A 19638-nucleotide genomic window follows, 5' to 3' on the forward strand; every position below is an offset into this window, starting at 1 on the left:
CCACCGGATACGATCGGTGGACGGGGGCGTTTTTTCGAGCACAGCGACGTGCGGGGAGCATCATGAACAGATATGCCGTCATCGGGGCGGGACCATCGGGGTTGGCCGCAGCGCGTGCGCTCCACCGGCGCGGTATCGGGGTCGACGGGTACGAGGCGTCCCACGGCGTCGGCGGGCTGTGGGACATCACGAACCCGCGCAGCACGATGTATGAGTCGGCGCACCTCATCTCCTCCCGCACCACGACCGAGTTCTCGGAGTTCCCGATGCGCACCCGGGTCGACTACCCCGGCCACCGCGTGCTGAAGGAGTACTTCCAGGAGTACGCCGACCGCTTCGGGCTGACCGACCTGTTCCGGTTCGAGACCACGGTCACGCGTCTCGAACCGCGCGACGGCGGGTGGGACCTCACGAGCAGCGGCCCCGACGGCGAGGAGACCCGTTGGTATGCCGGGGTCGTGCTGGCGAACGGCACCCTCGCGGAACCGAACGTGCCCTCGTTCCGCGGCGAGTTCACCGGCGAGCTGCTGCACACCAGCGCGTACAAATCCCCGGAGATGCTCCGGGGCAAGCGGGTGCTGCTCATCGGCGCGGGCAACTCCGGCTGCGACATCGCGGTGGACGCCGTGCATCATGCCGACTCGATCGACATGAGTGTCCGCCGCGGGTACTACTTCGTGCCGCGCTACCTGTTCGGCAAGCCGAGCGACACCCTCAACCAGGGGCGCCCCCTGCCGGCGCGGATCAAGCAGGCTGTCGACAGCCGCGTGCTGCGTGCGTTCACGGGAGACCCCGTGCGGTTCGGATTCCCCCGTCCCGACTACCGCATCTACGAATCTCACCCGATCGTGAACACCCTCATCCTCAACCACCTCGGGCAGGGCGATCTGCGCATCCGTGCGGACATCGATCGCTTCGACGGGAAGACCGTGCACTTCCGCGACGGGGGTTCGGACGAGTACGACCTCGTGCTGCTGGCGACCGGCTACACCCTGGACTATCCGTTCGTGGATCGCGAACACCTCCACTGGCGCGGCGCGTCGCCTCGGCTGTTCCTCAACGTCTTCCCCGCCTCCTTCAACGGGTTGTACGTGATGGGCATGATCGAGGCCTCCGGGATCGGCTGGCAGGGCCGGTACGAACAGGCCGATCTGCTCGCGACCTACCTCGACGCCGCAGAGCACGACCCGGCGCGGGCCGCACGCTTCCGCGACCGCGTGACCGGCACGGCGTGGCCGGACACCTCCGGCGGCTATCACTACCTCGGCCTCGACCGGATGGCGTACTACGTCAACAAGGACGCCTATCGCAGCGCGGTGCGACGCGAGAAGAGCGCACTGGAGGCCTCGGCATGAACATCGACGACGTCGTCCTGTCGTTCACGCCCGGCACGCTGACGATCCTGAACGTAGTGTTGGGGCTGATCATGTTCGGCATCGCCCTGGACACCTCGCCACGCGACTTCCGTGTGGTGGCGAAGCACCCGAAGCCGTTCGTGATCGCGATCCTCGCGCAGCTGCTCCTGCTGCCCGTCGCGACGTTCCTGCTGACCCTCGTGCTGCCCATCCCCCCGTCGATGGCGTTGGGGATGATCCTGGTCGCGTGCTGCCCGCCCGGCAACATCTCGCAGGTGCTGACACATCGTGCCGGCGGCAACGTCGCGCTCTCGGTCTCACTCACCGCGGTCGGGAACCTCATCTACATCTTCGCGATGCCGCTCAGCATCACGTTCTGGGCTTCCCTGCATCCCACCGCCAGTGCCCTGTTGCGCGATGTCTCGCTCGACCCCTGGCGGATGCTGCTGGAGATCTTCCTCATCATCGGTCTCCCCTTCGCGGTGGGTCTGCTCCTCCGCGCGAAAGTGCCGGGGATGAGCGCGCGGGTGCAGCCGTTCGTGAAGTGGTTCAGCCTGATCGCCCTGCTCGGGTTCATCGTGGCGGCGCTCATCGGCAACTGGGCGATCTTCATGCAGGTCCTGGGTGTCATCCTGCTGGTCGTCGCCGTCCACGACGCCGTCGCGCTCGCACTCGGCTACGGCACCGCCGTCGTGGGCGGCCTCGGCACCCGTGAGCGCAAGGCGATGACGTTCGAGGTCGGCATCCGCAACGCCGGCCTCGGTCTGGGCCTGGTGTTCCTGTTCTTCGACGGGCTCGGAGGCATGGCCGTCGTCGCGGGCTGGTGGGGCATCTGGGACATCATCGCGGGTCTCGTGCTCGCCGGGCTCTGGGCCCGCCACACGCGACGCCGCACGGGGACCGCGACCGGAGACAGCAGCGGCCGCGCACCCATCGAGGCCGCCTGATGTCGCGGGTGCTCATCACCGGCGGCGGAGGCTTCCTCGGGTCGCACGTCGCCGAGGCCCTCGCCGCGCGCGACGATGTCGAACTCGTCGTCGCCGCGGACCTGCGCCCGGGCACGCCGCGCGACGGCATCATCGACGAGACACTGGATGTGACCGATCCCGCCGCCATCGCGCCGATGCTCCGGAAGCATCGGATCGACACCGTCGTGCATCTGGCGGCGATCGTCAATCCGGGTCGCGACGTCGCCCTCGAGTACCGCGTCGACGTGACCGGCTCGGCGAACGTCCTCGCCGCCTGCGTGGAGGCCGACGTCCGCCGCATCGTCGTCTCCAGCTCCGGCGCCGCCTACGGCTATCACGCCGACAACCCGGACTGGATCGAGGAGGACCAGCCGCTGCGGGGCAACGACGCCTTCCCGTACGCACGGCACAAGCGGCTGGTGGAGGAGATGCTCGCCGAGTACCGTACGGCCCACCCGGAGCTCGAGCAGGTGGTCTTCCGCATCGGCACGATCCTCGGTCCGTCCGTGCGGAATCAGATCACCGCGCTCTGGGACGGAAGGCGGATCCTTCGCATCGCCGGTTCGGATTCCCCGTTCGTCTTCGTCTGGGTGGACGACGTCGCCGCAGCGATGGTCCGTGCGGCGACGGACGGCCCGCCCGGGATCTTCAACGTCGCCGGGGACGGACGCATGACCGTGCCGGAGATCGCGGCTCGACTGCGCAAGCCCGAGCTCGTGGTCCCCGCCGGGGTGCTGGCCGCTGGTCTCCGGATCGGGCGGACGCTCCGCCTCACGGAGCACGGACCGGAGAAGCTGCCTTTCCTCCGCTATCGGCCGGTGCTGGCGAACGGACGTCTGAAGCGCGAGTTCGGATACACACCGCGACGCACGACCGCTGAGGCTTTCGAGGAGTACCTCCGCACGCACCCTGCCGTCGCCAGTGAGGGCCGCGCCGCGGAGTAACGTTGACGCGTGGAGAAGACTCGTGGCCGCCGCATCCTGAAGCGCGTTCTGTGGAGCCTGGCGATCGTAGTGGTGCTCGTCGTCGGCGGCGTCGTGGCGTGGAGCCAGATCGGTGTCATGGCCGCGGAACCCGAGCCGCTCGCGACGGTGCAGGAGAACCCGCAGATCACGGTGACGGATGCCGATCAGGGGATCGTGCTCGAGCCGGTGGAGGGCGAGTCCAACGTCGGGCTGGTCTTCATCCCCGGGGCCAAGGTCGACCCCTGGGCCTATGCCGCCATCCTCCAGGGCCTCGCGGAAGACGGTGTCACGGTCGTGATCACCCGCCCCTGGCTGAATCTGGCCTTCTTCGACCCTCGGGGCCTCGATGCCTTCACGTCCGCCGCTCCGGAAGTCGGGGTGTGGGCCGTCGGAGGACACTCGCTCGGTGGTGTGCGCGCCTGCCAGCTCGCCCCGGACGCCGATGCGCTGGTGCTGTTCGGTTCCTACTGCGCCAACGACCTCTCGCAGAGCGGGCTCCCGGTCCTGAGCATCTCGGGAAGTGAGGACGGCCTCTCGACGGCCGACAAGATCGCCGATGCACGCGATGAGCTGCCTGCGGATGCCGAGATGGTCGAGATCGACGGCGCCTCTCATGCCTCGTTCGGCGACTACGGGCCGCAGGACGGCGACGGCACCCCGACGATCTCCTCCGAGGAGATGCATGCGGAGGTCACGCGCCTGGTCGACGAATTCCTCGCACCGCTCGCCCCCTGAGCCTCAGCCGATGCGCGAGATCAACGCGTCCACTCCCATTCCGTAGTCGATTCGCACGACGGGAAGGGCGAGCTTGTCGGTGCCGATCCGGACCGTGCCGGGCTCGATGGTCCGCGCCATCTCGTAACCGGCCTTCAGGACACCTTCTTTCGCGGTGTCGTTGTAGTCACCGAACGGATACGCGATGACCTCGCGAACCCCGAGCGTGTCTCCCGAGAGGTTCAGGTCTGCCGCGATCTGATCCGCCGTCCAGTTGACCATCAGTCCGTCGCCGTTCGCGCCGGCCTGATGCATGTCGTGCGTATGCGAACGACGCAGCACGTGGATCGAAGGCGGCGGATCGGAGCGGTAGGCGGTGACCATGAACGAGGTCGCGAGCAGCTTGTGCTTCTCGACAACGGGTGCCGCGAGGTCGAACCACGTCTGATCGGCATCATCGTCGGTGATGATCACGCTCCGTGCCGGAAGGGAGAGCCGACCGTCGATGAACGCACTGAGTTCATCCCAGGTCGGCAGGTAGAAGCCCGTGGTGGAGATGTGGTTCAGGTGCGCGTCGAAATCACCGATGTAGGCATAGTTACCTCGCAGCCATCCCGACTCGCCCTCGCGGTTCGCCGTGAACTGGTGGTACATCAGGATCGGTACCTGAACGCCCTCAGCCGCGTTCTGCTCCGGTGTCTTCCACGCGGCGAAGAGCTCGATCCGCTGCTCTTCGCACACGACCTGGTCCGCGCCGTTCACCCGAGCCGCGACCGTGAAGGCCGCCGCATCCGCCGCAGTTCCGTACCAGCCGGCGAAGACACGGCCGTCGAGGGCCGGGATCGGAAGCGTCTGGTACAGGCCGCCCTGCCACTGCAGTTGGGGATCGACCGGTGCACCCTCGCCGGTGAACGTCACCGCGCAGGCGAGCGGATCGTCGATGTCCGCCAGGAGTTGCTCCGCCGGAGTCAGCGGCGGAACCGTCACCGACGCACGAGGAGTGGGGGTGGGCGTCGCCGCCTCCGCCGGAGCGCGGCTCATCCACAGATACGCTGCGAGCCCGCCTCCGCTCGCGACGACTGCGGCTGCGATGATGATCGCCGCTACACGCCAGCGTCGCCTCCCCCCGGAAGCCACAATCAGATGTCGAAGCCCTCGGCGATCAACTCGACGAGCTCTTCCCGCTCCTCGACCGGGAGGAAGGCAGCTGCGGCGGCGTTGAACTGGAACGTCTCGAGGTCGTCGAGGTCGTACTCGAAAGTCTCGACGAGCAGCGCGAGCTCGCGCGTGAGCGACGTGGCGCTCATGGTGCGGTTGTCGACGTTCACGGTCACGGAGAACCCGAGCTGGTACAGCAGGTCGAACGGGTGGTCTGCCAGCGTGTTGCCCCAGGCCGCGATCGCCCCGGTCTGCAGGTTCGAGGACGGCGACAGTTCGAGCGGGATCTCGCGGTCGCGGACCCACCGGGCGAGGTCGCCGAACTGCACCTGCACCTCATCGCCTTCCTGCGTCACCACCTGGAGATCCTCGGCGATGCGGACGCCGTGGCCCAGTCGCAGCGCACGCCCGTCCAGCAGAGCCGAACGGATCGACGCGAGCCCCGCGGCCTCTCCCGCATGTACGGTCACCGGGAAGAACTTGCCGGCGAGATAGTCGAACGCGGCGCGATGATTCGACGGCGGGAAGCCGTCCTCCGGCCCCGCGATGTCGAACCCGACGGCGCCGCGACCGCGGAAGTCGACCGCCAGCTCGGCGATCTCCCTCGCCCGATCGGTGTGGCGCATGGCCGTGATCAACTGGCCGACGCGGATGCTCCGACCATCGCGGTCGGCGGCGTCCTCGCCCTCTTCGATGCCCTGCTGCACCGCTTCGACGGTCTGCTCGAGCGTGAGTCCACGGGCCTGGTGCTGCTCCGGAGCCCAGCGCACCTCGCCGTAGACCACACCATCGGCCGCGAGATCCTGGACGAACTCGCGCGCGACGCGGGTGAGCCCTTCCGGGGTCTGCATGACGGCGGTCGTCAGATCGAAGGTCTTGAGGTACTCCACCAGCGACCCCGAGTCGCTCTGCTTCGCGAACCAGGCACCGAGCGCCGCGGGGTCGGACTTCGGGACCTCGAGGCCGATCGCGTCCGCGAGCTCGATGATCGTCGCGGGGCGCAGGGCACCGTCGAGATGATCGTGCAGCGACACCTTGGGGAGGCTCCGCAGGGAGACGCCCTGCAGCGTGACATCGCCGTTCGCGTCGATCGACATGGTGATCCTCCTCCGTCGCGGATGTGCTCAGTTCAGGCTAGCGGTCCGCGGTCACGCCGTGATGCGCTCGCGCACGATGGGACCGGCCTCCGGCACCTCGCCACCGATCGCCCAGGCGCCCTCGAGCGCTTCGATCGCGCGGGGGAAGCGGGCCTCGTCCGCCGCGGACAGTGTGAAGAGCGGCTGCCCGGCGGTGACGCGGTCCCCCGGCTTCGCGTGCAGGTCGATTCCTGCCTCGAAGATCACGGGGTCCTCAGCCCTGGCACGGCCCGCACCCAGTCGCCAGGCGGCGACGCCGAACGGGAGCGCGTCCAGACGCGTGAGCACACCGTCTTCCGGGGCGGTGACGACGTGCGTCTCGCGTGCCGTGGGCAGCGGGGCGTCGGGGTCTCCATCCTGCGCGCGGATCATCGCCTTCCAGGTGTCCATCGCGCGCCCGTCGTCGAGGGCGGCCTCCACGTCGGCGTCCGGCTGTCCGGCAAGTGCGAGCATCTCCCTCGCCAGGGCGAGCGTCAGCTCCCGCACGTCGGCGGGACCACCGCCGGCGAGGATCTCCACCGACTCGCGGACCTCGTTGGCATTGCCGATCGCGAGTCCGAGCGGGACGTTCATGTCGGTCAGGAGCGCGGTGGTCGCCACGCCCGAATCGGTGCCGAGCGCGACCATCGTGCGGGCGAGCTCGCGGGCACGATCGATGTCCTGCATGAAGGCGCCGGAGCCGAACTTCACGTCCAGGACCAGCGCGTCCGTTCCCTCCGCGATCTTCTTCGACATGATGCTCGAGGCGATCAGCGGAATGGCTTCGACGGTTCCGGTGACGTCGCGGAGCGCGTACAGCTTCTTGTCGGCGGGGGCGAGCCCCGAACCGGCGGCGCAGATGACCGCGCCGACGTCGCCCTGCATCTGGGCGAACATCTCCTCGTTGCTGAGCGCCGCGCGCCAGCCGGGGATCGACTCGAGCTTGTCGAGCGTGCCACCGGTGTGACCGAGTCCGCGGCCGCTGAGCTGCGGGACGGCGACGCCGAAGGCCGCGACGAGCGGCGCGAGCGGAAGCGTGATCTTGTCCCCGACACCGCCGGTGGAGTGCTTGTCGACGGTCTTCTTGCCGAGGGAGGCGAAGCTCATCCGCTCCCCCGAGGCGATCATCGCGTCGGTGAGCACGCGGATCTCGTCACGCTCCATCCCCCGCTGGAAGACGGCCATCGCGAACGAGGCCATCTGCGCGTCCGAGACGTAGCCGCGCGTGTACGCGTCCACCATCCAGCGCAGCGCGGCCTCGGGGACCGCGCCCCCGTCGCGCTTGGCGCGGATGACATCCACCGCGTCGAAAGGCTCCACCGTCGTCATCGTGCGTCCTCCAGGTCGCGCGGCCCGAACGCGTCGGGCAGCACCTCGTCGATCGTGCGGATGCCGGAGACGGTCTCGAGCAGCATCCCGGGCATCGCGTGCTCGAACAGCAGCTGACGGCAGCGGCCGCACGGCATGATCGTCTGCCCTTCGTTGTTCACGCACACGAAGGCGACGAGCTGGCCGCCACCCGACATGTGCAGGTCTCCGACGAGCGCGCACTCCGCGCACAGCGTCACCCCGTAGGAGGCGTTCTCGACGTTGCACCCGGCCACGATCCGCCCGTCCCCGACGAGAGCGGCCGCCCCCACGCGATAGCGCGAGTACGGCGCGTACGCCTTCGTCATGGCTTCCGTGGCGACCTGGCGCAACTCATCCCAGTCGATGTCGGTCATTGCGATACTTCTCTCTTTCCCGGCAGGGCTAGGACTTGATGTACGGCTTGCCGTCGGCGGCAGGGGCCTTGATCTGTCCGGCGAACCCGGCGACCGCGAGCAGAGTCACGACGTACGGCAGCATGAGCATGAACTCGCCGGGGATCGGCGTCTTCAGGATCGAGAGCAGGTTCTGCAGGTTCGTGGCGAAACCGAACAGCAGGGCCGCGAGCGTCGCACGGATGGGATCCCAGCGCCCGAAGATCACGGCCGCGAGGGCGATGAAGCCGAGACCCGCCGTCATCTCCTTGCCGAACTGCGGCACCGAGACGAGGGTGAAGTACGCGCCACCCATGCCGGCGATCGCGCCGGCCAGCAGCACGTTCCAGAAGCGGGTCGGGTTCACCTTGATGCCGACGGTGTCAGCCGCCTGCGGGTGCTCTCCCACGGCGCGGACGCGCAGGCCCCACCGCGTGCGGTACAGACCCCACGCGACGACGGCGACGGTCACGAACATCAGGTATCCGATGAACGTCTGGTTGAACAGCACGGGTCCGATGATCGGGATGTCGCTCAGCAGTGGGATCTCCACCCGGGGGAACCGCACCGGGGTGTTCAGCGCCTCCTCGTTCGGCGCGAGGAGCGCGCCGTAGAGGAATCCGGTGAGACCCGTGACGAGCACGTTCAGCACCACACCGACGATGACCTGCTCGACGAGGTACTTGATGGCGAACGCGGCGAGCACGCTGGCCACCAGGACGCCACCGACCATCGCGCCGATCAGCCCGACGAACGGGTTGCCGGTGATGCTGGAGAGCAGCGCGGCGGAGAACGCCCCGAGGAGCAGCTGTCCTTCGATCGCCACGTTGACGACGCCGGCACGTTCGCCGATCACCCCGCCCAACGCACCGAACACGAGCGGCACCGACAGGGACACCGCTCCGAACAGCAGACTCGTGACGGGGACCAGTCCCCCGGCGGACGCCCAGACGAGGAACGCGAACACGGCGAGCACGCTGTAGGCGATGACCAGCCAGAGGGACGGCGGACGGTAGATCCAGGCTCGGAGGAACGCCCCGACCGTCAGAACCACCAGGATGCCGAACACGACCCAGAAGGTCGATGCCGTGGGCAAGGCGACATCCGGGAGCCCGAGCGCCGCCGAAGGGTCCGAGAGCCGGAACGTGCTGATGCCGTCGCGTGGCACGGTGAGGAAAAGCAGGGCCAGCAGCGCGGTGGCGACGGCGAGGACGATCGGCGCCTTGAGGTGCCGCTCCTTGACGGTCTCGAGCTGGACGGCGCCGCCTGCGGACACGGTCTGTGTGAGCGACATCATGCGGCCACCGCCTTCTTCGCGGCCTTGGCTCTCGCCTTGGCGGCCTTCTCCGCATCGGTCTTCGGCAGGAAGAACACCGAGCGCAGCAGCGGCGGCGCAGCGATGAACAGCACCACGAGCGACTGCACGACGAGGACGATGTCGACCGGGATATCCTGCGCCTGCATAGAGAACGAGCCCGCCTTGAGCGCGCCGAACAGGATGCCGGCCGCGAACGTGCCCCACGCGCGACTGCGGCCCAGGAGCGCGACCGTGATCGCGTCGAACCCGATGCCGGCGTCGATGGTCTCGGTAACGCCCGTCGTGACCGCCCCCTGGATCTGGTTCATCCCGGCGAGGCCCGCGAGCCCCCCGGCGAACAGCATCGCGTACACGTAGACGCGCTGCACGCTGATACCCGCGGCGCGCGCGGCATGCGGGTTCTCCCCCACGGCGCGCATGCGCATGCCGAGTGAGGAGCGCTCGATCAGCCACCAGACGAAGAGCGTCGCCACGATCACGATCACGAAGCCGAGGTCGAGCAGCGGGAACTGCGGCCCCAGCAACGTCGGGAACTGCGCGCTCTCGGGCGTCGCCGAGCCGAGCGCCTGGTTCGTGCCCGGCTTCTGCAGCAGGCCCGGCGTGCGGATCATCCACAGCAGCAGGTAGTACGCGATGTAGTTGAGCATGATCGTCAGGATCACCTCGTGCGCACCGGTGCGCGCCTTGATGAGTCCTGCGATCGCACCCCAGAGCGCTCCGCCCGCGATACCGGCGATGAGGGTGACCGGGATGTGCAGCCAGATCGGCAGGTCGAGCGAGAACGTGAACAGCGCCGCGACGGCGACACCGATGAGCATCTGACCGCGGGCACCGATGTTGAACAGCCCGACGCGGAACGCCAGAGCGACGCCGAGACCTGCGGCGATGAGCGGGGCAGCGAAGCCGAGGGTGTTCGTCAGCGGCCGGATCTGCGCCGCGAAGTCGGCACCCCTCGCGTTGAAGATCGCTCCGCGGAACAGCGCCTCGTAGCCGTTGTACACGGCGTTCCAGGCGGCGACGAAGGTGTCACCGGGCTGGGCGAAGAAGTAGACCGAGGCCGCCTGCACGTCTTCGTTGGTGACGGCGATGAGGATGCCGCCGACGATGAGCGCCAGCACGATCGCGAGGATCGTCGTCACGGCGTTGCCGCGGAGGATCTCCTTGAGGATGACGTTGCCGCGCGGAGGCGGGGGCACGTCGGACGGGTCGCGCGGAACCGTGCCGGTGCTCGTCGCGAGCTCCTGCGGCGGGATACCCTTGGTCACATCTCCTGCGCCGGGTGTCGCTCCGCTCACGCGGCCACCTCCCCTTCGGCCGCTCCGGCCATCATGAGTCCGAGCGTCTCCCGGGGCGTGTCGCCGGGGACGATGCCGACGATCGTGCCGCGGTACATGACCGCGATCCGGTCGGCCAGAGCCGCGACCTCGTCGAGCTCCGTGGAGACGACGATCACCGGAATGCCGGCATCCCGCGTCTCGATGATCCGTTTGTGGATGAACTCGATCGACCCGACGTCGACGCCGCGGGTCGGCTGCGCGGCGACGAGCAGCCGCAGGTCGCGGCTCATCTCACGGGCGATGACGACCTTCTGCTGGTTTCCGCCCGACAACGTGCCTGCCGCCGTCTCGGGCCCCTGGGTGCGGATGTCGTACTCGGTGATGCGCGCACGGGCGAACTCGTCGAGCGCGGCGCGGCGGAGTGTGCCCGCGCGACTGAACGCCGGATCGTCCGAGCGGTCCAGGATGAGGTTCTCGGCGACGGAGAAGCCGGCGACCAGGCCGTCCTCCGTGCGGTCCTCCGGCACGAACCCGACCCCCGCGTCGAGGATCGCACGCACGCTCCGGCCGACGAGTTCCTTGCCGTCGAGGGAGATGCTGCCTTCCACGCGGGCGGCGAGGCCGACGATGGCCTCCACCAGTTCCGTCTGGCCGTTGCCCTGGACACCCGCGATCGCGAGGACCTCGCCCGGGCGGACGGAGAAATCGATGCCGTCGACGACGATCGCGCCGGTGGGCGTGAGGATGCGCAGTCCCGAGACCTCGAGACCTCCTTCGCCGAGGCGCGGCGGATCCTTCTGGACCGTGAGCTCGACGGCCCTGCCCACCATGAGGGAGGCGAGTTCGGCGTTCGTCGCGGTGGGCGATGCCTCACCCACGACGCGTCCGAGCCGGACGATGGTGATCTTGTCGGCGACCTCGCGCACCTCGCGCAGCTTGTGCGTGATGAACACGATCGCCGTGCCCTCGTCGCGCAGCTGACGCATGATGTTCATCAGCTCGTCGGTCTCCTGCGGCGTCAGCACGGCGGTCGGCTCGTCGAACACGAGCACCTTCGCATCGCGCGAGAGCGCCTTGATGATCTCGACGCGCTGCTGCACTCCGACGGGGAGGTCACCCACGAGCGCATCCGGGTCGATGTCGAATCCGAAGCGGGCCGCGACCGACCGCACGTGCTCTCGCGCCTTCGCGATGTCGAGCGTGCCGAGGGCTTTGGTCTGCTCGTGGCCGAGCATGACGTTCTCGGCGACCGTGAAGACGGGAACGAGCATGAAGTGCTGGTGGACCATGCCGATCCCCGCCGCCATCGCGTCACCGGGTCCTCGGAAGCGCTGCACCTCGTCATCGAGGAGGATCTCGCCCTCATCCGCCTGATACAGGCCGTAGAGGACGTTCATGAGCGTGGACTTGCCCGCGCCGTTCTCGCCGAGCAGCGCGTGGATCTCGCCCGGTTCGACCACCAGGTCGATGTGGTCGTTCGCCACGAGGCTGCCGAATCGCTTGGTGATGCCGCGAAGTTCGAGCTTCATATCTGCACCTTATCCAGAAGAGTCATCCAGGAGAATCATCGTCCGTCCACGGCACGGGGCGAGTGGCAGCCTGCTCACCACTCGCCCCGTGCTGGACCTGCGACGACTTACGGGGAGTTCTCGGACTCCACCGTGATGTCGCCCGCGATGATCTGCTTCTGCAGCTCGGCGAGCTCGTCGAGGAGCCCGTCGGGCAGCTGGGACTCGAAGTCACCGAAGCCGGAGAGCTTCACGCCCTCGTTCTCGAGCGTTCCCACGTACGGGGCCGGGTCGAAGTCGCCGGCGGCGGCCGCGATGGTCGCGTCCTTCACGGCGACGTCGATCGCCTTCATGATCGAGACCAGCGTGATGTCGGCGACGCTCGGGTCAGCCACGGCCAGGTCGCTGTCGACACCGAGCATCAGCGTGTCCTTGCCGCTGTCGGCGATCGCCGCTGCCGCGCTCTGGTAGACCGGGCCACCGACGGGCAGGATCACGTCGACGCCCTGGTCGAGCACGCCCTGCGCGGTCTGCTTGGCCGTGTCGTTCGCGTCGAAGCCGCCCGTGAACGAGCCCTTCTGCGTCGCGGCGTCCCAACCGAAGACCTGGACCGAAGCGGACTTGTCCTCGTTGTACTTCTCGACACCGAGCTGGTAGCCGTCCATGAACACGGCGACGGACGGGATCTGCATCCCGCCGAAGGTGCCGACCTTGTTCACGCCGCTCTGCGCCGACCAGGCGGCCGAGGCGTAGCCACCGAGGTAGGCGGCCTGAGCCGTGTCGAAGACCAGCGGCTTGATGTTCGGGGCGTCGACGTTGCCGTCGAAGTCGTTGTCGGCCCAGTCGTCGATGATCGCGTAGTCGATCTCGGGGTTCGCGAGGGCGGACTCGACGGTCGCAGCCGACAGCTTGAAGCCGACCGAGACGATGAGCGAGCAGCCCTCGGAGACCGCGGTCTCGAGGTTGGGCGCGTAGTCGTTGTCGTTCGCCGACTCGAACTCGAGCGGCTTGATGTCCAGCTCTTCGGCGGCGGCGTCCATGCCTTCCTTCGCGGACTGGTTGAACGACTTGTCGTTCCATCCGCCGGCGTCGGAGATGAGGCACGGGAGGAAGTCGGAGTCAACCGGCTTCTCGGAACCCGACCCGCTGTCGGTCGGGGCCTGGCCGCAGCCGGCGAGTGCGAAGATGACGCCCGCGGCGACCGTCGCGCCGAGCAGCTTCTTGGTGGTGGAGATGGTCAACTGATGCCTCCCTCAACGAACCCGCGGCCATCGCGGATCGATCAAAGTTACCTACTGTTTCAGCTTTTGCACACGCTCGCCCCGCATGTGCTGGCCAAAGGTTACAAAGCTGAAATCAACCCACCGGATGAGCGTGGGATCGTGCTCATCGGCGCACGCCTCAGAGCACGTCCCCCCGGCCGGTGAGCTTGAGTGACTCGACGACGCCCTTCACCCGCTGGGCATGCTCGACCGTGGTGACGAGCAAGGCGTCGGGGGTGTCGACCACGACGATGTCCTGGACACCCACCAGGCTGATCACCCGCGACGTCTGACTGACCAGGATCCCGCTCGCCCCGTCCGTGAGCACACGTGCGTTCGGCCCCAGGACGGCGAGGTCGTTCTTGCGTCCGTTGTTGATGAGCTTGGTCAGCGAGGCGAAGTCGCCGACGTCGTCCCAGTCGAAGTGCCCGGGGACGACCGCGAGGTGTCCTCGGCGAGCGGCCGGCTCGGCGACGGCGTAATCGATCGCGATCTTCTTGAGGCGCGGCCAGATTCGATCCACCGCGGGTCCGCGCCGATCGCGATCGTCCCAGGCTTCGGCGAGTTCGAGCAGGCCGGCATGCAGTTCCGGCTCGTTCGCCGCGATCTCGTCGAGCAGCACGCTCGCCTTCGCGATGAACATGCCGGCGTTCCAGAGGTAGCCCCTGTCCGCGAGGTACGCCTTCGCCGTGTCCAGGTCGGGCTTCTCGACGAAGCTCTCCACGAGCGCGGCCTCCCTGGCACCCTCGACCACGAGTTCCGGGCCCTTCTTGATGTAGCCGAAGCCGATCGCGGGTTCCGTCGGGGTGATGCCGATCGTGCAGATGTAGCCTTCGCGGGCGACCTCGACGGCGTCGCGGACGGCGAACTCGAACACCCGGGTGCTGCGGATCACATGATCCGCGCTGAACGACCCGACGATCACGTCGGGCTCGCGGCGATGCAGGATCGCGGCAGCCAGTCCGATCGCCGCCGCCGACTCCCGCGGCTCCGACTCCAGGAACACGTTCAGATCGGCGATGCCCGGCAGCTCCGCCTCGACCGCGGCGCGATGGGCGCGTCCGGTGACGACGGCGATCCGGTCCGGCCCGGTGAGCGGCTCCAGGCGATCCCAGGTGTCGCGGAGCAGGGAGTGCCCGGATCCTGTCAGGTCGTGCAGGAACTTCGGCGCATCCGCGCGGGAAAGCGGCCACAGCCGACTGCCGATGCCGCCGGCGGGAATGACCGCATAGAAATCCTCGATGGTCTCGCTCACCCTGCCAGGGTACCCGCGGCCTCCTGAGCCGTTGCGGACACTTAGGCTCGCCTTCGTCGCTCCCCGTGTTCGGACAGGAATAGGATGGACAGCGATCGGGCGTGCCTGCCACTTCGACGAGCACACACTTGAACGAGAGCAGCGCACGCGACCGACGCACATCGATCAGGGAGGACGACCGTGTCCACGAGCGCGCGCTTGACACCGTCGATTTCGGAAACCACGTCAAAGACCCCCCGCGGCACCCTCTATCGGGGACGCGAAGGCATGTGGTCGTGGGTGCTTCACCGCATCACCGGAGTCGCCATCTTCTTCTTCCTTTTGGTGCACGTGCTCGACACGGCACTCATCAGGGTGTCGCCGGAGGCGTACAACGCCGTCATCGGCACGTACAAGAACCCCATCATGGCGCTCGGTGAGGTCGTGCTCGTCGCGGGCATCGTCTTCCACGCCATGAACGGGCTGCGCATCATCGCCGTCGACTTCTGGTCGAAGGGTGCGAAGTACCAGCGCCAGCTCTTCTGGGGCGTGCTGCTGGTGTGGGGCATCATCATGGCCGGCTTCGTGCCCCGCCACCTGATGCTCGCATTCGCCGGGTTCGGAGGAGGACACTGATGTCTGCACAGACCGTCGCCGCCCCGGTGCGCCGTCGCCGCGGAGTGAACCTCGAGAAGTGGGGCTGGGTCTTCATGCGCGCGTCGGGCATCGTGCTCGTCGTCCTGATCTTCGGCCACCTCTTCGTCAACCTCATGCTCGGCGAGGGCATCCACGCCCTCGATTTCGCGTTCATCGCCGGCAAGTTCGCCACGCCGTTCTGGCAGTGGTGGGACGTCCTGATGCTGTGGCTCGCGCTCATCCACGGCGCGAACGGCATGCGCACGATCGTGAACGACTACGTCACGAACACCACCGCTCGTAAGGCGCTCACCTGGGCGCTCGGCCTCGCCGCCGGTCTGCTCATCATCCTCGGCACGCTCGTGGTCTTCACGTTCGACCCGTGCCTGGGAGTGACCGAGGACAGCGTCCTGTGGTCCGAGTGCGCCGCACTGGTCGGGAACTGAGAAGAAGGCTAAGAAGAAGTGACTACCGAGACGCAGGATTCCGTCGTCCGTGACGGCGTGCACTACCACCAGTTCGACATCGTGATCGTCGGCGCCGGCGGCGCCGGGATGCGTGCGGCCATCGAGGCCGGACCCGGCGCGAAGACCGCGGTGATCTCCAAGCTGTACCCCACGCGTTCGCACACCGGTGCGGCGCAGGGCGGTATGGCCGCGGCGCTCGCCAACGTCGAAGAGGACTCCTGGGAGTGGCACACCTTCGACACCGTCAAGGGCGGCGACTACCTCGTCGACCAGGATGCCGCGGAGATCCTCGCGAAGGAGGCCATCGACGCGGTCATCGACCTCGAGAACATGGGTCTCCCCTTCAACCGCACGCCCGAGGGCAAGATCGACCAGCGACGCTTCGGCGGACACACGGCCGAGCACGGCAAGACCCCGGTCCGCCGCGCCTGCTACGCCGCAGACCGCACGGGCCACATGATCCTGCAGACGCTGTTCCAGAACTGCGTCAAGCTCGGCATCAACTTCTTCAACGAGTTCTATGTCCTCGACCTGCTGACGGTGAAGGACGCCGACGGGAACACCCAGGTCGCGGGAGTCGTCTCCTACGACCTCGCGACCGGCGAACTGCACGTGTTCCAGGCCAAGGCCGTCATCTTCGCGACCGGCGGGTTCGGCAAGATCTTCAAGACGACGTCCAACGCGCACACCCTCACGGGCGACGGCGTCGGCATCGTCTGGCGCAAGGGCCTCCCCCTCGAGGACCTCGAGTTCTTCCAGTTCCACCCGACCGGTCTCGCCGGCCTCGGCATCCTCCTCACCGAGGGCGCACGAGGAGAGGGCGCGATCCTGCGCAACGCCTCGGGCGAGCGCTTCATGGAGCGCTACGCCCCCACCATCAAGGACCTCGCTCCTCGTGACATCGTCGCGCGCTGCATGGTGCAGGAGGTCCTCGACGGCCGTGGCGCCGGCCCCCACAAGGACTACGTGCTGCTCGACTGCACGCACCTGGGCGCCGAGGTCCTCGAGACCAAGCTGCCCGACATCACCGAGTTCGCGCGCACCTATCTGGGCGTCGACCCGGTCGTCGAGCCCGTGCCCGTCATGCCGACCGCGCACTACGCCATGGGCGGCATCCCGACGAACAACGACGGCGAGGTCCTCGCGGACAACACCACCGTCGTCCCCGGTCTCTACGCGGCCGGCGAATGCGCGTGCGTCTCGGTGCACGGCGCCAACCGCCTCGGTACCAACTCGCTGCTCGACATCAACGTGTTCGGCAAGCGTGCGGGTCGCAACGCGGTCGAGTACGTCAAGACCGCCGAGTTCGTGCCGCTCCCCGAGAACCCCGCGGGATTCGTCTCGGGCATGCTCGAGGATCTGCGCAACAACCAGGGCACCGAGCGCATCGCCGTGCTCCGCAAGACGCTCCAGGACGAGATGGACAAGGGCGCGCAGGTCTTCCGCACGCACGAGTCCCTCCAGCACGTGCTCGGCGTCATCGCCGAGCTGCGCGAGCGGTACAAGAACGTGCACGTCGACGACAAGGGCAAGCGCTTCAACACCGACCTCCTCGAGGCCGTGGAGCTCGGCTTCCTGCTCGACATCGCCGAGGTCGTCGTCTACGCCGCGCAGAACCGCGAGGAGAGCCGCGGCGGCCACATGCGCGACGACTTCCCGAAGCGCAACGACGACAAGTACATGAAGCACACCATGGCGTACCTGACCGGCGACCCGCACTCCTCCACGCCGAGCGATCACATCAAGCTCGACTGGAAGCCGGTGGTGTTCACGAAGAACGAGCAGGGCGAGTTCAACTACCCGCCGATGGAGAGGAAGTACTGAGCATGTCGACTGCCATCGCAGAAGCACCTGCCGACACGACCGAAGAGACGGCCATCCAGTCCTTCATCGTCACCTTCAACATCCGCAGGTTCGACCCCGAGGTCGACGCCGAGCCGCACTGGGTCGACTACGACGTGGAGCTGTACTCCACCGACCGCGTGCTCGACGCCCTGCACAAGATCAAGTGGGAGGTCGACGGCTCGCTGACCTTCCGCCGCTCCTGCGCGCACGGCATCTGCGGCTCCGATGCCATGCGCATCAACGGCCGCAACCGCCTCGCCTGCAAGACGCTGATCAAGGACCTCGACATCTCGAAGCCGATCTACGTCGAGGCCATCAAGGGTCTGCCGCTGGAGAAGGACCTCGTCGTCGACATGGAGCCGTTCTTCGCGTCGTACCGCGAGGTCCAGCCGTTCCTGGTCGCCAGCTCGGTGCCGGAGAAGGGCAAGGAGCGCGTCCAGTCCATCGCCGATCGCGAGATCTTCGACGACACCACCAAGTGCATCCTGTGCGCCGCGTGCACCTCGTCGTGCCCCGTGTTCTGGACCGACGGACAGTACTTCGGCCCCGCAGCGATCGTGAACGCCCACCGGTTCATCTTCGACTCGCGCGATGACAACGCCGCTGTGCGCCTCGACATCCTCAACGACAAGGAGGGCGTCTGGCGCTGCCGCACGACCTTCAACTGCTCCGAGGCATGCCCCCGCGGCATCGAGGTCACCAAGGCGATCGCCGAGGTCAAGCAGGCGATCCTCCGCGGGCAGCCCTGACGCGCTGATTCAGACTCCTTCGAGAACAGGCGGTTCCCTTCCGGGGACCGCCTGTTCTCGCGTCAGCGCCTCTCTCCCGCCCCACACGCTTGGATAGGGTGGGGATGTGTCTGAACCCGTTGACGCCGCGTCCGAGCCCGGTCGCCTCGATGCGGCCGTCGAACGCGCCACTGCACTGACCCAGCGCACGCTCGCGCTGTTCCCCGTGCGGGTCTGGCGCCACTTCCTGCAGCACAACGGCTTCCTCCTCGCGGCGGGCGTGAGCTACCAGGCGCTGTTCGCCATCTTCGCGGCGATCTATCTCGCCTTCGCGATCGCCGGCCTCTGGCTCGGCGGCAGCGAGGACGCGGTCAACGGCCTGATCGCCATGATCAACAGCTACATCCCGAACCTGATCCTCCCCGAGGGACAGGGCGGTGTCGTCACCCCCGAGCAGGTGCAGGAGATCGCGGCGAGCACCACCGGAGTGCTGAGCATCACGGGTCTGATCGCCCTCGGCACCGTGATCTGGACGGCGATCGGCTGGGTGACCTTCTCCCGCCGCGCGACCAGGGACATCTTCGGGCTACCACCGGACCGCCGCAGCTACGTGATCCTGAAGGCGCGCGACCTGCTGGCTGCGCTGATCTTCGGCATCTCCCTGATCGTCGGCTCGCTCCTCAGCTCGGCCAGCGCCGCGGTGCTGAGCTGGCTGCTCAGCCTCCTCGGCTGGGACTCCGGATCGGACGGCCTCAACCTCGGCATCCGCATCGGCACGGTCATCGTGTCCTTCGCGCTCATGTCATCCGCGCTGGCGGCGATGGTGCGTTTCCTGACCGGAACGTCGCTGCGCTGGCGCACGATCTGGCCGGGCGCGCTCCTCGGCGGTGGCGCGATGACCATCCTCCAGTACGGGGCGGGATTCCTGCTGAGCTACACGCCCTCCAATCCGCTGCTGGCCACGTTCGCCATCTTCATCGGTCTGCTGCTGTGGTTCCGCGTGAACGGGGTCGTCATGCTGGTGGCCTCCTCCTGGATCGCGGTCTCCGCGCAGGACCACGATCTCCCGCTCCTGCAGGAGACCGAGGCCGAACGTCGGATCGCGGAGTATCAGACCCTGCTGACGGCGGCGCGCATCCGGGTGCGGGAAGCGCACGCGGCCCGCACCCAGGCGCCCTGGTACCGCGCCTGGGTGGCGAATCGGGCCGTGCGCGACGCCGAGGAGGAACTCGCCGACCTCGAAGCGTCCCCTCCCCCACCCGCGGCAGCGACGACGCCGCTCGCGCAGCGTCTGCTGGCGGAGCTGAACCGGTCGGGAAGGGATGTCGGCGGCTCTCGTTAGGCTG

Annotated in this window: 18 protein-coding genes; 9 read left to right on the top strand and 9 right to left on the bottom strand. The window is 67.9% G+C overall.

Annotation, left to right across the window (positions count from 1 at the left end; all coding sequences use genetic code 11):
• Positions 1-62: 62 nt before the first annotated feature.
• Genes FGL91_RS17575 through FGL91_RS17590 form a run of 4 tightly spaced genes read left to right on the top strand, consistent with a single transcriptional unit; the run spans position 63 to position 4023 of the window.
• Positions 63-1355, top strand: coding sequence for a flavin-containing monooxygenase (locus FGL91_RS17575; protein WP_047523589.1), 1293 nt, complete (start codon positions 63-65; stop codon positions 1353-1355).
• Positions 1352-2302 carry a bile acid:sodium symporter family protein gene (locus FGL91_RS17580; RefSeq protein WP_153244499.1) on the top strand — a complete coding sequence of 317 codons (951 nt, stop codon included), beginning with the start codon at positions 1352-1354 and terminating at the stop codon, positions 2300-2302. The genes FGL91_RS17575 and FGL91_RS17580 overlap by 4 nt, the downstream gene beginning before the upstream one ends.
• Positions 2302-3267, top strand: coding sequence for an SDR family oxidoreductase (locus FGL91_RS17585; protein WP_153244500.1), 966 nt, complete (start codon positions 2302-2304; stop codon positions 3265-3267). The genes FGL91_RS17580 and FGL91_RS17585 overlap by 1 nt, the downstream gene beginning before the upstream one ends.
• A gap of 9 nt (positions 3268-3276) precedes the next feature.
• Entirely contained in the window at positions 3277-4023 is a 747-nt protein-coding gene (locus tag FGL91_RS17590) for an alpha/beta hydrolase (RefSeq protein WP_153244501.1), read from the top strand.
• Between the two features lie 3 nt (positions 4024-4026).
• On the opposite strand, the gene FGL91_RS17595 is transcribed toward FGL91_RS17590, so the two are convergent.
• The 9 genes from FGL91_RS17595 to FGL91_RS17635 all read right to left on the bottom strand — a co-directional run bounded on the left by FGL91_RS17595 (position 4027) and on the right by FGL91_RS17635 (position 14637).
• Positions 4027-5043, bottom strand: a complete 1017-nt coding sequence (locus tag FGL91_RS17595) for a polysaccharide deacetylase family protein (protein ID WP_227991719.1) — start codon at positions 5041-5043, stop codon at positions 4027-4029.
• 98 nt (positions 5044-5141) lie between these two features.
• The gene (locus FGL91_RS17600) at positions 5142-6257 is read right to left on the bottom strand and encodes an adenosine deaminase (protein WP_131492691.1); all 1116 of its coding nucleotides are present in this window, start codon (positions 6255-6257) and stop codon (positions 5142-5144) included.
• Between the two features lie 51 nt (positions 6258-6308).
• Entirely contained in the window at positions 6309-7604 is a 1296-nt protein-coding gene (locus tag FGL91_RS17605; RefSeq protein WP_047523596.1) for a thymidine phosphorylase, read from the bottom strand.
• Positions 7601-7999, bottom strand: a complete 399-nt coding sequence (locus tag FGL91_RS17610; RefSeq protein WP_047523598.1) for a cytidine deaminase — start codon at positions 7997-7999, stop codon at positions 7601-7603. Before FGL91_RS17610 ends, FGL91_RS17605 begins: the two co-directional genes overlap by 4 nt.
• Before the next feature lie 28 nt (positions 8000-8027).
• Entirely contained in the window at positions 8028-9314 is a 1287-nt protein-coding gene (locus tag FGL91_RS17615; protein ID WP_047523600.1) for an ABC transporter permease, read from the bottom strand.
• Positions 9311-10630 carry an ABC transporter permease gene (locus FGL91_RS17620; RefSeq protein ID WP_047523602.1) on the bottom strand — a complete coding sequence of 440 codons (1320 nt, stop codon included), beginning with the start codon at positions 10628-10630 and terminating at the stop codon, positions 9311-9313. Before FGL91_RS17620 ends, FGL91_RS17615 begins: the two co-directional genes overlap by 4 nt.
• The gene (locus tag FGL91_RS17625; RefSeq protein WP_047523603.1) at positions 10627-12141 is read right to left on the bottom strand and encodes an ABC transporter ATP-binding protein; all 1515 of its coding nucleotides are present in this window, start codon (positions 12139-12141) and stop codon (positions 10627-10629) included. Before FGL91_RS17625 ends, FGL91_RS17620 begins: the two co-directional genes overlap by 4 nt.
• A 107-nt stretch (positions 12142-12248) precedes the next feature.
• Positions 12249-13361: a BMP family lipoprotein gene (locus FGL91_RS17630; protein WP_047523604.1), complete on the bottom strand. Its 1113-nt coding sequence runs from the start codon at positions 13359-13361 to the stop codon at positions 12249-12251.
• Between the two features lie 160 nt (positions 13362-13521).
• Positions 13522-14637, bottom strand: coding sequence for a mannose-1-phosphate guanylyltransferase (locus FGL91_RS17635; RefSeq protein ID WP_131492692.1), 1116 nt, complete (start codon positions 14635-14637; stop codon positions 13522-13524).
• A 180-nt stretch (positions 14638-14817) separates the two neighbouring features.
• Between FGL91_RS17635 and sdhC the strand changes: the two genes are divergently transcribed.
• From sdhC to FGL91_RS17660, 5 genes are all read left to right on the top strand, one after another.
• A complete protein-coding gene (sdhC, locus tag FGL91_RS17640; RefSeq protein WP_072591539.1) occupies positions 14818-15252 on the top strand; it encodes a succinate dehydrogenase, cytochrome b556 subunit in 435 nt (144 codons plus the stop codon).
• Positions 15252-15698 (top strand): succinate dehydrogenase hydrophobic membrane anchor subunit, encoded by a 447-nt coding sequence (locus FGL91_RS17645; protein WP_047523606.1) that lies wholly within the window; start codon positions 15252-15254, stop codon positions 15696-15698. Before sdhC ends, FGL91_RS17645 begins: the two co-directional genes overlap by 1 nt.
• 18 nt (positions 15699-15716) lie before the next feature.
• The gene (gene sdhA / locus FGL91_RS17650) at positions 15717-17543 is read left to right on the top strand and encodes a succinate dehydrogenase flavoprotein subunit (protein ID WP_047523607.1); all 1827 of its coding nucleotides are present in this window, start codon (positions 15717-15719) and stop codon (positions 17541-17543) included.
• A 2-nt stretch (positions 17544-17545) separates the two neighbouring features.
• Positions 17546-18313: a succinate dehydrogenase iron-sulfur subunit gene (locus FGL91_RS17655; RefSeq protein ID WP_047523608.1), complete on the top strand. Its 768-nt coding sequence runs from the start codon at positions 17546-17548 to the stop codon at positions 18311-18313.
• A 106-nt stretch (positions 18314-18419) separates the two neighbouring features.
• Positions 18420-19634 (top strand): YihY/virulence factor BrkB family protein, encoded by a 1215-nt coding sequence (locus FGL91_RS17660; protein ID WP_131492694.1) that lies wholly within the window; start codon positions 18420-18422, stop codon positions 19632-19634.
• The last annotated feature ends 4 nt before the right edge of the window (positions 19635-19638 follow it).

This window comes from Microbacterium sp. CBA3102 (assembly GCF_007954505.1).
Taxonomy (GTDB): domain Bacteria; phylum Actinomycetota; class Actinomycetes; order Actinomycetales; family Microbacteriaceae; genus Microbacterium; species Microbacterium aurugineum.